Origin of the sequence: Salipiger abyssi (assembly GCF_017311415.1) — a bacterium.
GTDB lineage: Bacteria > Pseudomonadota > Alphaproteobacteria > Rhodobacterales > Rhodobacteraceae > Salipiger > Salipiger abyssi_A.
On the sequence record NZ_JAEKIS010000027.1, the window covers coordinates 26,456 to 41,656 of the forward strand.

Here is a 15,201-nt window from a genome sequence, read left to right on the forward strand (position 1 = left end):
GGAACCGGTTTTCGGAAAAAGATGCGCGATCCCTGAGCCGGGAAACCGTCAAAGCAAGCGTCTGTTCGATCTGTTTTTGCTGAAGTGCGCCAGGGGCGAAGCCCCAAGCACGGGCCGCCCGCGGCCCAACGGAGACGCCTGCGGCAGCAGGTGCGTCAGGGGGCGACGCCGGATGGCCGAGACAGGCGCAGACTGGCTCGGTTCACGAGCACCCGGTCCGCCGCAGGCGGAGACACCTAAATAACCTGAAAATAATTCAGGATATCGGCGTTCACGTGAACATAATCATACGTAGAAATATCGTGCTCAACTAATATTTCATGAACATTACCCGTAGAGGCTTCCGTGTAAGAAATGAGAAATGCGTTCTGGGTCACCTGAGCACTATCTGGATCGAATGTCACCCCTTCGGAATTGTAGAAAATCAACATATCGCCCTCACTGACGCTGAAGTCCGTGATCGTGCTATTCGTTGATGTGCATGTAAACTCAAAGACATCAGCGCCCAATCCGCCTGTCAAAACGTCATCACCGACGCCTCCAAATATGGTGTCCGAGCCATCTCCACCTAGAATTGTCTCGTCGGCGTCAGATCCCCAAATTACGTCATCGCCAGCGCCGCCGTTTATTAAAATTCTGTCACCTTTCAGGCTGTAATCCGGGCTCGTTAGGTCAATGATATCATTCCCACTCATGGCATAAATAGCTTCAATTTCCGAAAATCGGGCAGCGCTTTGGTTTCCCGCGTAATCTGCCTCAAGCAAGACTGATCCATGAAAGCTCGAGTAAGCATCATGCAAGAAAAACGCATCATTGGTGTCGCCAAGTAGAATGATGTCAAAATCGACCCCGCCATCAACTATTGCTTCATTTTTTACCAAGCCTTCTAGAGGTATACTGACGCCAGTTCCAACCTGAATATCTGAGCTCACATTCAACGCATAAATTCCCGAACCGTGCAGATCTGAGCCAGAAAGTGTAACAGAATCTCCACCCTGTCCGCCAATAATTAAATCAGCACCTTGTTCGTAATATATCTGGTCACTTCCGCTACCTCCATTTGAATAGTCGCTTCCCGATCCAGCACTAATCTCGTCGTCGTCATCCCCCCCTAAGAGATGGTCGTCTCCGCCACCACCATTAAGGGTATCATTTCCGTCGCCGCCATATTGAACGTCGTTCCCCTCTCCAGTTTGAAGAAGATCGCTCCCGCCACCGCCGTCGAGTTCGTTATTTCCACCCAAGTCGGTCATAACGTCGTTTCCAGATGATCCTTGAAGGCTGCTGTTATAAGGACCTCCTTCAAGCGTTCCGGCCTCCTCGATCGATTGCTCATCCAAAGCAAGAACCTTGGGTATTGAATAGGTATCAAACTCTGCGTGAGGAAGCCCAGCGTATAGGAAGTAACCTGATGCGGATGTAAAGCTAGCCCCAACTGGTAATCCGCTGATGGAAATTGTCGCCCCCGCTTGGATTGACATACGCTCCTCTAAGACGTTCCAGGCGTAAAGACTTGCCTCCAAGGAGACATCGACTTCCTCAAAAGGCTCATCAAACTGGTATTCAAGAGTATAAATACCGACCTCCGCCTCATCAGTGAGGCCGTTTCCACTTATATCTCTATAAGAGACACGAGTTCCGAAGAAGTCCTGATATGCATATAGTCCCTGATGAAGACCTGTAGAGAATCTCGCGGACCCAAACGACGCGATTACACGACTAAGGCCTGGATATGCCTCGTAGTTGAAATGGGAATCATACGTGACAGTAACACTCCAAATTTCCCCTTCTTCTAAATTTGGGTTCTCGAAAAATAGAACGTCTCCAAAAAATGCCATAGCATGAGATCTAGCCATCACGCCTTGCGGCAACCACTCTGAAGATTGCAAGTCTACGCTGATACTTCCAGTGAAGAAGTTAACTGATGAATAAGCATATCCCCCCCCGGCGGCAACGGAGGTATTAAGGATAGGCAGCGATTCAGCTTCCTCCCTATCACGGTAGGACGGCCCTTGAAATATGCTGACGTCCACGCTGCTTATAGAGCCTGATGCGCTTAATACATGACTTGGCTTGGAAAAGGTGATCCAAGTTCCCGCCTCACCATTCAAGTCCACTCCTGGGGACGTCACCGGATAATATTCATCTGGCACATCTAAGTAAATGTGAAAATTCGCATCGCCATATCTAATGTTTAGCAGCCCCTCAGAAACACTGACTTCACTTTGTGAAAGCGATACGTTTTCAACGAAAAACCTGTCAGAGGCGTCAAGATCGACAACCCGATCACCGTCCAGTTCCAACAGTGTACCGACGAAAACGTCCGCTCCAGCGCCTCCCGCATAAACGTCGTCGCCACCACCTCCAAATAGCGCTGCATCCCCTATAAAAATATCATTTCCAGAAAACCCTTCAAGAGTATCATTCGCTCCACCACCAATCAGAATATCGTTTGGTGAAAGCAGAGACCCTGAATTGAAAACATTGATTTCCACTTGATCCAGCCCAAGAATAACTGCTGACTTACTTCCAATAAACTCCCTGGCAAGCTCAAAAATATTCATGTAGTCATTCGTCGCAGAAACGATAACCTTTGTTCCGCGGCTTATTTCTTCATAAAATTGACTATTTAGAATTGTCTCGGTGCTATGCGGGTACGCCCAACTGATGTCGTGCTGCCGCTTGTAGTCGAGAAGGTTCAGATAGCCATCCTTCCACCAATCACTGTCATCGAATGCGATGTAAACATTTGATACAGAATTATCGCCCTTAAAATCAGCCCGCCACGCGCCGTAAACCACATCGCTTTCATGCCCAAAATTCAAAACGCGGTCATCTTTTTCATCGTATCCAGCAATGGGTGAGGCGATTGTCAGAGCGCTGAATGACAAACCATTCAGTTCATCGCCTTCATTCTCCCCGATTATTATCTCCGCAGCTCCACCTCCTAAGCTATGTCCAGTGAGCCAAATTTTAGACACGCCATTCTTCAGGGCGTATTCTTTCACTGCATCTATCAGGGGCGAAAATGCGTTCGCGTGCCTTTCAATTTCGACCCAATCAAGGAAATCATAGCTTTCATCTTCGGTTCCCCTGAAAGCTACTACGATTGCATTTTCATCGTTGTTTAGATAAACTGTAGCGCGCGCTACAGCTGTAAATCCGTCAGCATCCTCATTTGTCTCGGCATAGTAGCTATCTAGCCCAGCATAGTGCCCTGGGATGTAGACTTCGGGCAATCCGTAGCTAAGCAGCTCTGTAGTAATCGAATCCCATCCTGAAACTTCACCGCTGTAGGCGTTTTCATATGCAGCGCCAGCCAAGTGCACTAAGTCGATAATATTTGACGCCGTCAGATATGGGTGATAGAATATCGGCATATTTTCAGGCATAATTTTTACTACCCGCTGGTTGCTTGCACATGATCAAGAAAGTCTTTAGATTTATTTCTTTTCTGTACCTTTTTGTGCTTTTGAGTCCAATGTTTGCGTTAAGTTTGGCCAAATTATTTTCTCATTACTTTTGTGTGTACGACCATGACAGTTTTCGGAAATATGAATGTCACCCAGAATTTTTCCTCGGTATATACGAAATACTTGACGGATACTCAATCTTCACAATAGCGACGGTGGTTTTTCTTCCTCCCTCATTGGCCGCTCTGGCGCTTATAATTCTCCTTTCCAAAATGTTCACCTCGGCAAGGCGCAAGAATCGCAGGCATGAAAAGTACAGCCAACGCGATGATGTAGCAGATGCGTAGCAGAGTGAAGCTTTTTACTCTCAGCATTGGCGCAATGCTCAAATATCGGATCATTTTCTTAAGAATGTCGCATTCAGGGAGGATGCAACGGAGGGCGGCACGCCCTCCTTGCCGAGGACGGCGTAGCCGCCCGCAGCCAAGATGCGCTGTGTTACAGCGCACATCTTGCGCAAGCTCTTATCTGAGAAGACCTGACCGTAGGCGCCGTGCTACATTCGAGGAAATGTCATACGATGCGCAGGGGAGCGCATGATCGACAGCCACCGAGAGACACCTTCATGCCTTCAAGCGGAGATGTGTCCCGAGCATTGTACTGACAAAAACGGATTCACATCGTATGCGGTTTTGATGGCGTCAAACACCTTTCCAGGGGATTCGCGAAAATTCACGTTGATCGGCCCGTCCTCTTTGAGGCCCTGCGGCACGACCACTTGATGTTCTGCCACGTCGCCGTGCAGAATGATCGCCGAGAAAGGAAGCCAGCCGGAAAGCATGGCGTTCGCACATTCTTTCAGGAGTAACTCGACATCTTCTTGGGAGGCGGCGGCAGGTGCAATCACCAAAGCACCATATCCCGAGAGCTCCTGTATGATTTCCCAAAACTGATCTTTGGGGAGATGGCTCAGGTCGCGAACTTCGATCATCGCGCTGTCCCGCGATGCCAGCCCCGCAGCGCGTAGGATTGTGCCAATGCCTCGCAAACAGTTGACCTGAAATTGCGCGTCAACCATATAGCCTTTCGTTTCATCACCGCAGTTTTCGAAGATATCAATATCGAACCATCTCTGCTCCGATCTGAACGGAAAAGCACGTTGGCTGCCCGACCTTTCTGAGCGGGCTTTCCTGAAAAATGCGGTGAATGTTGCATGCTTTGCCTGTTCGCTCCGCCGGGGAAGCAAGCCCTCATGCTCCAGAAAGGCCCTTGCCGAAGAGTGGATAGCTACGCCTTCTGAGTTCCGCACGATTACCTCAATGACTTCGATGTCGGTCTCCGGAAACTGTAGCTTGGCTGTAAACATCGCTGAGCGGACCAGATCACGTTGCGCCAGCGATAGCGGGTCAAGCGGATCGACCAAGGACACGCCAAGCAGTACCCCCTCTTGCTTTTCCAGCAAGGTCAACCGTCGAGCGAGGATGTCTCGGCCATCCGGAACGGTTTCATCGATCTCGATACGGCTCACGCCGCATTCGCCTTGTAGAAAGGCACAGCCAGGGCCGATCCCGTGCTTTTTTCTCGCCGCGGCGTCCAGATGGATTTGATCGACGGAATTATAGAATGCCCCCATTATGTACATGGGTCTCGTCAACGGAATGTCGGTATCCGGCTTGCTCAGATCCGCCAATGCCCTTTTGTTAAACGGGTCGTCAAAGACTTCCTGAAGCCAATCCCGTGATATTTCTTCACACCTCTCCAGAAAATCGGCATGCACGTCCTTCTCTTTGCGTGATGTGAGCGAAGTTACATGCGGTTTAACCGACGTAATCTTGACCTTGCGCTGTATCATTTTTACGTGCGTGATGAAGACAGAGCCGGGGAAACGCTCATCGAATACGCCGTGAATTTCGCTTCCACGCTGTAAATCGAAATGGTTGGGGCGGCGGCTCAGGTATAGCGTAAAACGGTTCTCAGCGCTCCAACGGAGCATTTTCGGGCCGATCTTGGCGAACCCTTCTTCCATCATCGACAGCAAGGCCACGGCAACCCGCACCTTGTTTGCTGCCGGAAGCCCCTCAAAATCCTTTGCCGCTTGCGGCGCAATGCAAACCTTTAATGACATAAAATACCCCAAACGGAAGGATAACAAAATTCCGTTAAAATCTTCTAAAACTCATACCAACTCTTCCAACTCCAGCCGTTTTATCGTAAGCGAGATTTTGTCCCCATTGGGTTCGGGTGTTCCGTCGAGGGCGAGCGGGGAGCACGCTGATCGCATTTTCCATGATGGAGGTTTGCGATGGCGGATGGTGGAGACGGCGGCGCGCTGCGGTATTCTGTGATCTCGGGTCCGACGGGGCGGCGCCAGTGGCCGGACGAGGTCAAGGCGCGGATCGTGGCGGAGAGTTTTGTGCCTGGGGTCCGGGTAGGGGAAGTAGCGCGACGGAACGGGGTGCTGCCCTCGCAACTGACGACGTGGCGGCGGATGGCGAAGGACGGACATCTCGCGCTGCCGTGGGAGAGCTTCGGGCTTTCCGGGCCGGATTTCGTTCCGCTGGTCGTCGAGGAGGATGCCGCGCCAGCCGAGGCGCCGACGGTGCCTTCCGTAGCCGGCAGCCGGATGGAGATGCCGATCGAGGTGGTGGTGGGCGCGGTCGTGGTCCGGCTTCCGGCCGACGTTCCGGTCGCGCGACTGTCGGCGCTGGTGCGGGCATTGGCGGAGGCCTCGCCGCGATGATCGTGCCGGCACAACGGCTCGCCATCGTGATCGCGACGCAGCCGGTGGACTTTCGCTGCGGTCATGATGCGCTGGCGGCGATTGTCCAGACGCGGCTCGGACTCGACCCGCACTCGGGGCTGATGGTGGTGTTCCGTTCGAAGCGGAAGGACCGGGCGAAGATCCTGGTCTGGGACGGCAGCGGACTTGTGCTCGTCTACAAGCGGCTCGAGTCGAGTTGCTTCTCCTGGCCGCGGGTTCAGGAGGGCGTGGCGCGGATTTCCCGAGCTCAGTTCGAAGCTTTGTTCGACGGGCTCCAGTGGCAGCGCCTGGACGCACGACAGGTGGTGCAGCCGGGGGCAGCCGCCTAAGCAACCTATTGCTTTGGCTTTATTTTGTTGCGATTTCCGGGCGGTGCGATAGACTCATGGGCATGACGCCGCCGCTCGATCCTGCGCTCCTGGACCGCCTGCCTCCCGAGGTTCGGGCGGTGCTCGAGGCGCAGGCCTTCGCCCTTTCCGCCGAGCGGGCGCACCGCCAGCATCTGGAAAGCGAGCATGCCGCGTTGCAGGCCTGTGCTGCGAGGACGGCGGCGGAAAAGGCGGTCATGGCCGCCGAGAACACCCGGATGAAGGAGCTTCTGGAAGATCTGGCGCCGCTGCTCCGGCAGCTCCGCCTCGCCCGGTTCGCGCCCAGCTCGGAGAAGCTCGACCCCGACCAGCTTCAGCTGTGCTTCGAGGATCTCGAACAGGCCGTCGCCGCGGTGAAGGAGAAGCACAGGGAAAAGGACGCGCCCGGCGCGGAAGCCGAAGAGGCGCCTGCGACCGGCAAGCGCCGCGGGCGGCCGACGAAGGAAGAGGCCCCCGTCCGTCGTTCACTGCCGAAGGATCTGCCGCGGATCGAGAAACGGATCGAGCCCGACAGCCTGATCTGTCCGTGCGGCTGCGGCCAGATGGTGCAGATCGGCGAGGACCGCTCGGAACGTCTCGATATCGTTCCCGCCCAGCTGCGGGTGATCGAGACCGTCCGCCCGCGCTACGCCTGCCCGAAGGGGCGCGCGGGCATCGTCCAGGCGCCGCCGCCCGCCTGGCTGATCGAGGGTGGGCTGCCCACCGAAGCGTTCATCGCCTGGCTCCTGGTCTCGAAATATGCCGACGCGCTGCCGCTCTACCGGCTCTCGCAGATCCTCGCCCGCTCCGGCGTGGTGATCGACCGCTCGACGCTGGCCGACTGGGTGGGGCGGGCGGCGTTCCACCTCGATGCGATCGTCCGGCGGATGATGGAGCACCTGAAGCGCTCGACCAAGCTCTTCATGGACGAAACGACTGCGCCGGTGCTGGATCCGGGTCGCGGCCGGACCAAAACGGGGTTCATCTGGGCCCTGACACGTGATGATCGACGATGGTCCGGGCCGGGACCGGCGATCACCGTGTTCACTTATGCGCCCGGTCGGGGCGGCACCCATGCCGAGGAAATCCTCAAGGGCTTCGATGGGGTGCTGCAAGTCGACGGATACGCAGGCTACAACCGGCTGACGAAGGCGGCGCGGACGGGCGGCAAGCCGATCACGCTGGCCTACTGCTGGGCGCATGCGCGCAGGGAGCTGATCAAGGCCACGCCCAAGACAGGCTCGCCGATCGCAGCCGAGGCTTTGGCGCGGATCGCCCGGCTCTACGCCATCGAGAAAGAGATCCACGGCCGTTCCGCCGAAGAGCGCCTGGCCCTCCGACGCGAACGTTCCGCTCCGCTGGTCGCCGACCTTAGCGCCTGGGTGCGCGAGCAGGCGGCGCGCCTCTCGCCGAAGTCCCGCATGGGCAAGGCGCTGCGCTACGTCCTGAAGCACTGGGACGGGCTGGTGCGCTTCCTGGACGATGGCCGCATCGAGATGGACTCGAACCCGGTCGAAAATTCGATCCGCCCGATTGCCCTCCAGCGCAAGAACAGCCTTTTTGCGGGTCATGATGAGGGCGGGCGTCATTGGGCCTGCGCGGCCTCGGTCATCGCCACCTGCAAGTTGAACGGCGTCGAACCATTCGCCTGGATGAAGGCCACGCTGGAGGCCATCGCGAAGGGGCACCCGCAGTCGCGGATCGACGAACTGATGCCGTGGAACTTCAGGCCCCTCGCCGCGGGCTGAGGCTGCACTCCGACAAACCCAAGACTGCACCAAATATTGCAAACTTCATTGCAGTCTAAGCCTTCCGGGGAGGACGACCGGCGACAGCGTCAAGTCCCCTGAGCAATGGCCTCAAAACCTCGCTTACGTTTTATCGCCCGCGAAAGCGTGCTCTCCGATACGTCGAAGCGCTGTGCCGCTTGCGCGTAAGTCTTACCGTCCTGATGGATGTAGCGGTGCGCTTCGATGATCTTGGCCTCGGTCAGCTTGCGCGGCCTGCCAATCGCCGAGCCGCGTTCTCGCGCAGCCCGTAGGCCGTTCATGGTATTCTCGCGGATAAGATCGCGGTGAAACTCGGCCACAGCCGCGAAGACGTGATAGACAAGCCGCCCGCCGAAGCTGGTCGTGTTGATCCCTTCTGTCAGCGAGTGGAACTGCACGTCGAGATTGGAGAAGCGCGTCAGAAGGTCAGCCAAGTGGAAGGATGATCGCCCCAGACGGTCCAGCTTGTAGACGACGAGCATGTCACCGCTCGCAAGATACTCGAGCATCTCATCCAGGCCTGGCCGAGCGGTGTGTGCGCCGGAGACACCATGATCATAGAACACCTGCTCGCACCCCGCGCGTTGCAAGGCGTCGAGCTGCATGTCGAGGCGCTGGTCCTCCGTGCTGACCCGCGCATAGCCGATCAAACGCCCCTTGTAGCTGCCGGGATCGATGGGAGCTGGCCACAGGTTCATAATCTCGCCCTTTCCGTGCATTTGGGGCTGGCAAAACCCATCCCTTCTGCTGGTCGTGTCCCAAGGATGCTCCCCCGTTCACGCTGTCGCGTAACACGTTGATCTTCCGTTGCTGCGCTTGACCTTTGCGCGATGTCTTTCCATATTCTGTTCATAGTCAAAACCGATCGGTTTTGATTGCATCATGTGCAGGCATTCCGGGCAATATCGCACATCGAGTCGCGGCATTCTATCCACGGAAAACTTCGGTTATTTGGGGTGTATCCATCCTAAAACGTAGCGATGCGTTTCGATATGCCATTATTGATGCACAGAAATGCACAAAAAATGGATTGACAAATAATTATATTTCAAAATGTTTGCATATATTTTCAGTTTATAATATAGTTCACTGCGTATCGAAAAAGAATAACAAGCGATACGATGAGGGTGTGTCGAACGCAAAAGGAATTGCGAGGACACACATGAGACAGATGACGAAAACAAACAAGATATTCGGCGCAGTCGCGGGCGCGGCTATGGCTGTTGGTGGGCTCTTCGCGGCGAATGACGCCCAAGCAGCTCAACCGTTCGCAAAAGGTAGTGATTGCGTCTATTCGCAAGATGTGCTTCCAACCAATGCAACATTTCGTTCAGACGATTATTCCTCTTTGAGTAGCACCCAAACAGCTGATATGGTTGTACTCGTTGGTGACTTTGCTGAGCGCGGCGGGGTCGGAGTGCTTGTTGTCGTTGCAGATGACTTGCTTGGCAAAGAGGCCAGTTCAGGAAACGTAATTACCCCTGAATATCTGGGAGGCTTATTCAAAAGAAAACTGGACAATGCAAATGTTCCATCGCTTGTTTGCTACGGATACAGTGAATCATTCACTACAACATCAGCCGTCATTGGCATGGGGAGTGATTATCTTGAAGGTAACATGACCGCAGCAGATGCTTACAGAAAACTTGACAGCGTAATTGAAGACTATCTGGCGTCTAGAGGTCTAGCATCCCTAGACATACCTGCTGCTACGCCCAACTAAACTAGAATGCGCTTAACTGATTAAACTCAACACTCGATCTGGCGATTTCGGCATCTACTGATTTTTCAACCCCGTCAGCGGCAAGAGACGTACCTTTCTCCTGATAAGAACTTTTCGTTACTGACACGCCGTAACTATCAGCTCTATCCAAATATTCCTGTCTCTTCTCAGAAGTGAGAGTTCCTTCTGCCATTTCTCGCTGAGCGTCGTCATGGAGTCTATTTAAGTCATCCAATCGCGCTTCTTTACGCGTTTTTTCGGTAACGCGGTCTTCACGCAGTTCGTTCAAATAGTCTTCGTTTACGATTCCCCAGTCATCAACCGGAACACCTGCCGCCTGCAGTAATCGTTGATGTTGTGGGTTTGTTGGATCAAGATCCCCCTGTTCTGCAAGAACCTGTAACAGTTCGTCGATTGCCGCAATCTGTTTGTTCAATACATCGATCTCACCACGAATAACCTCTATCTCCTCATTAAGACGATCGAGTAGCTCGAGGAATAGAACGTCATCACTCTGTTCCTGCGCCTTCTTCTGCGCTTCGTCGGTGGCTTGCATCGTTGCTTCTGCGCCGGAACGTGCCATGAGACCTGCAAGAACGGCGGTGAACGGTAGACCCGAGCTTTGCATGAGGATTTGGACGCTGCGCTTGAACGCCTCGTCATCGAGCAGTGCCCTGCTGTTCAAGGAATCTGTCACGCCGTCCATCCGGCGTTCGATATCGCTACGCGGATCAAGCGGCAGGGACAAGCTTGTCTCTACTCCGATATTTCCCATAGGCGCGTCCACGACAGCTTGGAACACTGCGCGATTCATCCCCTTGGGACTCTCCCTGTTAAATTCCGGCATTAAATGTGCCATGTTACTGTCCCCACACCTGCATTTTTGGCGGTGTATTTTTGCCCCTTATGAGGCTTTTATGGACTTATGGTAATGGAGAAGTCTTAATAAAATTATAAATATATGTAAAATTTGAAGTAATAGTTGAGTGAATTCTTAAACCCTCTAAATTCAACTATAGGATGTGTGCTTCAATTGCTGCGCCTTTACTTTTGCGATGCCGCTTTGACTTGCTGTAGGCACAATATTCGCAGCTCTCATATTAATCATTTTGCTCTAAAATCGGCCCTGTATGCAACCGAAGCGGTATTGCTCTTCAGATTTACGCCTTATTAAGCTGTTGCATGCTATGCTTCGGTATGGACTCTACCCTTTTAGAGTCCCTGTATTATCCACAATACTGGCGGATCGCTTCGGCGGACCGCCTTTTTTGTGTGGTTTTGGATGTGGGGTCGATGAGCCCGAGCCTGCCGCGCGGAGATCATGCCAAAAAACAGCCAATAATTGACAAAATTTGCCAAGGCGTGCGATGATGAAGGAAAGGAGATTTCGCCATGGCAACAATGAATGTATCCCTGCCCGACCCCATGAAAGAATGGGTGGAGGCGCAGGCTCGGGGCGGGCGCTACACCAACGCCAGCGACTATGTGCGCGACCTCATCCGCAAGGACCAGGACCGCTCGGCCAAGGTTGCGTCGATGCAAAGGCTTGTCACCGAAGCGCTGGAGAGCGGTATCGTAGAGGGTTTCGACATGGGCGCGTTGCAACGAGAATTTGATGAGGGTGTGTGAGCAAGTATCGTGTCAGCCGTAAAGCAGCCTCCGATCTGCGCAGCATCGCCCGCTACACGCAGGACACTTGGGGCGCTGTGCAACGGCGGAAATATCTTGAGGGGTTAGATAGTAGCTTTCGTCGGCTTGCCGCGATGCCGCAGCTTGCCGCCCAACGATACGACATCGATCCGCCCGTTCGTATCTTCCGCTATGAAAGTCATCTGATCGTCTACGTCGAGGAAGACAGCGGTGTCCTTATCCTCCGTGTCCGCCACCATAGCGAGGACTGGATGGATGCACCGCTGTAGAGCGGCTTTGCGTAAAAAAACTTCCTGAATAGCGCTTAATTATGGACGAAAAAAACGAACGCGCTGCAAGGTTCCCGCACCCAGATTCCTTTCTTTATTTGAAGGGTCTCCCTTGAAGATATGCTCCGGTATTTTTGTACTTAATTCGACTCTTGAGCAGCCTGTCGACCCCGGTTGCGACGGAGTTTTGCGTTATAGGTGGTAGGTTTTTGTGCTTATTTGCTAAGGCGCACAAAACTAGCCTTACCTCTTCATCCGATAATAGACTGTTTAAAACATTCTCAATAGTCTTGCTGTCAATCAGCCGTGAAACTATTGGCGTAGAGCGCTTGAAAAATGCTGCCCCGATATCCGATGCTACGCTCTGAAGATGCCTGAGTCTCTCCCTCTCGTATGTGTATATTTCGTATGCGCGCTTTTCTTCCGGAAGTCTCGCCTCTATCATTTTTCTATGAAACATTATTAACCTCTTGACATCCCTTATAACCGCATTCACCGCATCTGTTACATCAAGCTCTACATCTTTCTGAATGAAGTGGCGAGCTTTGGTGGTCCACTTAAAACCCGAGTATAGAAGTGCATTTGAGTCAAGGTACAACTTTGTTGACCGCGTCTGGCTGTACGTTATTTTCACCTCTGGTTCTAGCAAATGATGGTGAAGGATAAAGTTCCTAAATCCTTTGATGAATTCGTGTCCTCCGGAGTTTCCCCCAATCAAGCGCGAAAGGGCGCGACGGTATGGGGCGTCATCCTTCAATTTTGCATATCCGCGGATGCGACGACATACATCAACATATGAAGCGTAAAGTGCAGAGAAATTTAGCAAATTTGAAGTTGCTCTGGATCTTTCGCGAGCATAGGCATCTGTTTTGAATCCTTCAAGCTCGGCGGCTGTTTCCATGCCTGCCTTTGCAGCGTTGAGTGCCAACACGGCTTCGATCATGGCGGCACGTACAACCTCTAAATTGTTTAATGCGGTATCTATTTTATAATAAGGAGTGAACCGCAGAGCGAAAATCCAAGTATCCTCTCTCATGCTGGAAACGTATCTAGAAAACCCTTCCGGCTCATCCGTCTCGCAATGTGACATATATTCAGCAAGGGCGAATGCTCGTCCAATTTCGACAACACCTTTTTCCCCTAGAGGCCATTGCGATCTGTGTCGCTCGGGAAATTTCCTGATTAGGTCATAGTGTTGTCGAGGAGCCCCGTAACCAGGTGAAGGAAATAGGTCGCGAGGTTTAAACCGGTGTCGCAAAATAAAGCTTTGAAAGTTCTCTGTTGGCATTTGGTTCTCGCGGTTTGTATGTAAATGTAGCCGGAAACCTTCACGGTATACAAACTCTCATTACTGCATCAATGGATACCAATACGGAAGCCTCAATCAAAGAGTTGCGCTTCTCAATCGGCGCCATTAGAGCGGAATCTTGAGGAGCAAGCCCCACAAATACCGGAAAAACGCTTCGGATGGCTCCAGGTTAAGTTCGTTGACGATGATGGTGCTGCTGGTCTCGAAATCGATTGGATCGAAGGGGCGTGTCTCTCGTTGGCCTGTTTCTGGATCGAGTCTCTCAAGCTGCTCAATTACATCATACTTTTCCGTTACCTTATTGTATTCAAGTAGTTTTTTTACGCGAGGGATAGCTTTCGGATCGCGCGCGCTGAAGCGCTTCACGGCGCGTCCGTTCTTGGTGAAGTACACCCGGTGGAGGAACTCTGTTTCGTAGAGATGTGCGTATTTTTCTGGAACGCCACGATGTTTTTTGGCGAAGACGATCCGTGCTGGCATGGCCCGTCCAGGTATTGGCGGCAAGCGCATGAATCCGTAGCGATACAGATGCTCTCGCAGCTTCATGAAGACGTTTCGTGCGGTGACTTCCGAGAAGCCAGTCTCTTGCGCGGCCTGCTTGACGGTCTTGTCCTCGGCGAACGCCCTCACCAGCTTCTGCAAGCGATATTCCGAAAACTTAGCCCCTCGATATCGTCTGTTTTTCTGATTTGATACAGGCACTTGCAGCTTCCTGAGCGCTTAATGAGACGACCTCTTCTTACGTTGATCGTTTTACCACGGCATCCGGTATCGAATAAACAGAGCATGCGTACGCTGAACCAAAACCTCAGTATTTTGGAGACGTATCATGCTCTTATGCCCTGCCTGCCGTCTGGACGGCTATTGCAAGCGTCTGGTGACGCAGATCGTGACGGATGACGAGTTGAACAATCCGGAATTTGTGCGGGATGTCCGCGCGCTGGCTTACATGCTCGGCGTAGAGCCTGGCAACTGGCTCGAGTATCTGGATGCACTGTACCAGGATTATCGAGGCTGGATTTCCGATGGTTCCAAAGAGGAAGTCTTTTTGAACATGGAAGAGTTCGACCGCCGCTACATCGAGGATTGGTTCGAACGGTTTTGCTGCACGCCTTGTCCCGCGAATGTCACGCCGCGCGTGCAGGAGCGCTCGCAGGAGCGGGTGCGGATCGTGGCGACGATCCTGCGGGCGCGCTTCCCTGAGCGGGCGATGCTGTGGGGCGTGCGCGCCGCCAACAACAACCGTCCGCCAGAGTAAGTCGCAGTTATCGCCCGCTACAGCGCACGAACGCATTTACTGACGAAAAACACCGCCCCACTTCGGGCGGTGTTTTCTATGTGTTGAAGCCCTCCGCCCATGCCTGCCGGACGAATTTCCCCCTATCACCCGCAGCGCCCCTTAGCCGGGGGTACAACATGGGCAGAGGCGATTCACAGCGGATCGCTTCACAGCCCACACCCAACGAGGGAACTCTAAACATGGCTGGAAACTCGAACCACGCGGCGGCGGGGCGCAATCTCTTCATGTCCTCCGTCACCGGGTTTGCCAATACGGTTGCGCTTGTCGTGACCTTTTTCGGCGCACCGATGCTGTATCAGCGCAGCCTCGGTTTCGTGCAGAGCACGACCTATCAGATTTACGGCGCGGGCTGGGCGGATTTCGTCAGCCTGGCCTGGTTTCTGATCTGCACTTCGCTCGTGTTCTTCATCTCAAGGGCGTCTATCGGCACGGCCTTGATCTTCGGCGGGTTGGCCATCGTCACCCGCTTCCTGTGACCCCCAATACCCAAAGCCAGAAAAGGAGAGTTCCAATGGCCCGCTATCGTCACGTCGGAAGTATCTGTCAATCGGCACCGAAAAATGACCCCCTATCGGCGTCCAAAAATGACCCCCTCATGCACGACGTAAGCTGGCCCGATGCGGTGTAGCCACCACACAGCGCAGCCGCGTCGGGCCAGCG

Annotated in this window: 14 protein-coding genes; 8 read left to right on the top strand and 6 right to left on the bottom strand. The window is 53.5% G+C overall.

All coding sequences use genetic code 11. The features are described from left to right. Nucleotides 1-236: 236 nt before the first annotated feature. Nucleotides 237-3,392 carry a hypothetical protein gene (locus I6N89_RS22870; RefSeq protein WP_207020668.1) on the bottom strand — a complete coding sequence of 1,052 codons (3,156 nt, stop codon included), beginning with the start codon at nucleotides 3,390-3,392 and terminating at the stop codon, nucleotides 237-239. 652 nt (nucleotides 3,393-4,044) lie between these two features. Next, nucleotides 4,045-5,538: a hypothetical protein gene (locus tag I6N89_RS22875; RefSeq protein WP_207020669.1), complete on the bottom strand. Its 1,494-nt coding sequence runs from the start codon at nucleotides 5,536-5,538 to the stop codon at nucleotides 4,045-4,047. Nucleotides 5,539-5,715: 177 nt separating this feature from the next. On the opposite strand from I6N89_RS22875, the gene tnpA reads away from it, so the two are divergent. The 3 genes from tnpA (at nucleotide 5,716) to tnpC (ending at nucleotide 8,269) form a co-directional block, all read left to right on the top strand. Beyond that, entirely contained in the window at nucleotides 5,716-6,153 is a 438-nt protein-coding gene (gene tnpA / locus I6N89_RS22880) for an IS66-like element accessory protein TnpA (protein WP_207020670.1), read from the top strand. Then, nucleotides 6,150-6,503, top strand: coding sequence for an IS66 family insertion sequence element accessory protein TnpB (tnpB, locus tag I6N89_RS22885; RefSeq protein WP_207020671.1), 354 nt, complete (start codon nucleotides 6,150-6,152; stop codon nucleotides 6,501-6,503). The genes tnpA and tnpB overlap by 4 nt, the downstream gene beginning before the upstream one ends. Nucleotides 6,504-6,565: 62 nt before the next feature. Further along, entirely contained in the window at nucleotides 6,566-8,269 is a 1,704-nt protein-coding gene (gene tnpC / locus I6N89_RS22890) for an IS66 family transposase (RefSeq protein WP_207020684.1), read from the top strand. Between the two features lie 89 nt (nucleotides 8,270-8,358). On the opposite strand, the gene I6N89_RS22895 is transcribed toward tnpC, so the two are convergent. Continuing rightward, nucleotides 8,359-8,988, bottom strand: a complete 630-nt coding sequence (locus I6N89_RS22895; protein ID WP_207020672.1) for a recombinase family protein — start codon at nucleotides 8,986-8,988, stop codon at nucleotides 8,359-8,361. A 464-nt stretch (nucleotides 8,989-9,452) separates the two neighbouring features. On the opposite strand from I6N89_RS22895, the gene I6N89_RS22900 reads away from it, so the two are divergent. Beyond that, on the top strand, nucleotides 9,453-10,013 hold the full coding sequence (locus tag I6N89_RS22900; protein WP_207020673.1) for a hypothetical protein: 561 nt from the start codon (nucleotides 9,453-9,455) through the stop codon (nucleotides 10,011-10,013). 1 nt (nucleotide 10,014) lies between these two features. Here the strand turns inward: I6N89_RS22900 and I6N89_RS22905 are convergent, their stop codons facing one another. Further along, a complete protein-coding gene (locus I6N89_RS22905) occupies nucleotides 10,015-10,872 on the bottom strand; it encodes a hypothetical protein (protein ID WP_207020674.1) in 858 nt (285 codons plus the stop codon). Between the two features lie 533 nt (nucleotides 10,873-11,405). Between I6N89_RS22905 and I6N89_RS22910 the strand changes: the two genes are divergently transcribed. Both I6N89_RS22910 and I6N89_RS22915 read left to right on the top strand, forming a co-directional pair. After that, on the top strand, nucleotides 11,406-11,642 hold the full coding sequence (locus I6N89_RS22910) for a type II toxin-antitoxin system ParD family antitoxin (RefSeq protein ID WP_207020675.1): 237 nt from the start codon (nucleotides 11,406-11,408) through the stop codon (nucleotides 11,640-11,642). After that, nucleotides 11,639-11,932, top strand: a complete 294-nt coding sequence (locus I6N89_RS22915; protein WP_207020676.1) for a type II toxin-antitoxin system RelE/ParE family toxin — start codon at nucleotides 11,639-11,641, stop codon at nucleotides 11,930-11,932. The genes I6N89_RS22910 and I6N89_RS22915 overlap by 4 nt, the downstream gene beginning before the upstream one ends. A 94-nt stretch (nucleotides 11,933-12,026) precedes the next feature. Here I6N89_RS22915 and I6N89_RS22920 read toward each other — a convergent pair whose 3' ends face one another. Both I6N89_RS22920 and I6N89_RS22925 read right to left on the bottom strand, forming a co-directional pair. Next, a complete protein-coding gene (locus tag I6N89_RS22920) occupies nucleotides 12,027-12,968 on the bottom strand; it encodes a hypothetical protein (protein ID WP_207020677.1) in 942 nt (313 codons plus the stop codon). A 378-nt stretch (nucleotides 12,969-13,346) separates the two neighbouring features. Beyond that, nucleotides 13,347-13,883 (bottom strand): hypothetical protein, encoded by a 537-nt coding sequence (locus tag I6N89_RS22925; RefSeq protein ID WP_207020678.1) that lies wholly within the window; start codon nucleotides 13,881-13,883, stop codon nucleotides 13,347-13,349. A 187-nt stretch (nucleotides 13,884-14,070) separates the two neighbouring features. Between I6N89_RS22925 and I6N89_RS22930 the strand changes: the two genes are divergently transcribed. Next, entirely contained in the window at nucleotides 14,071-14,499 is a 429-nt protein-coding gene (locus I6N89_RS22930; RefSeq protein ID WP_207020679.1) for a hypothetical protein, read from the top strand. 221 nt (nucleotides 14,500-14,720) lie between these two features. Continuing rightward, a complete protein-coding gene (locus tag I6N89_RS22935; RefSeq protein ID WP_207020680.1) occupies nucleotides 14,721-15,017 on the top strand; it encodes a hypothetical protein in 297 nt (98 codons plus the stop codon). The last annotated feature ends 184 nt before the right edge of the window (nucleotides 15,018-15,201 follow it).

Bases quoted from the DNA above. Each gene is read 5' to 3' on its own strand.
- I6N89_RS22935 (WP_207020680.1), top strand. From the start codon at position 14,721: ATGGCTGGAAACTCGAACCACGCGGCGGCGGGGCGCAATCTCTTCATG.
- tnpA (WP_207020670.1), top strand. From the start codon at position 5,716: ATGGCGGATGGTGGAGACGGCGGCGCGCTGCGGTATTCTGTGATCTCG.
- I6N89_RS22920 (WP_207020677.1), bottom strand. From the start codon at position 12,968: ATGAGAGAGGATACTTGGATTTTCGCTCTGCGGTTCACTCCTTATTAT.
- tnpB (WP_207020671.1), top strand. From the start codon at position 6,150: ATGATCGTGCCGGCACAACGGCTCGCCATCGTGATCGCGACGCAGCCG.
- I6N89_RS22910 (WP_207020675.1), top strand. From the start codon at position 11,406: ATGGCAACAATGAATGTATCCCTGCCCGACCCCATGAAAGAATGGGTG.
- I6N89_RS22870 (WP_207020668.1), bottom strand. From the start codon at position 3,392: ATGCCTGAAAATATGCCGATATTCTATCACCCATATCTGACGGCGTCA.
- I6N89_RS22930 (WP_207020679.1), top strand. From the start codon at position 14,071: ATGCTCTTATGCCCTGCCTGCCGTCTGGACGGCTATTGCAAGCGTCTG.
- I6N89_RS22875 (WP_207020669.1), bottom strand. From the start codon at position 5,538: ATGTCATTAAAGGTTTGCATTGCGCCGCAAGCGGCAAAGGATTTTGAG.
- I6N89_RS22895 (WP_207020672.1), bottom strand. From the start codon at position 8,988: ATGAACCTGTGGCCAGCTCCCATCGATCCCGGCAGCTACAAGGGGCGT.
- tnpC (WP_207020684.1), top strand. From the start codon at position 6,566: ATGACGCCGCCGCTCGATCCTGCGCTCCTGGACCGCCTGCCTCCCGAG.
- I6N89_RS22905 (WP_207020674.1), bottom strand. From the start codon at position 10,872: ATGGCACATTTAATGCCGGAATTTAACAGGGAGAGTCCCAAGGGGATG.
- I6N89_RS22900 (WP_207020673.1), top strand. From the start codon at position 9,453: ATGAGACAGATGACGAAAACAAACAAGATATTCGGCGCAGTCGCGGGC.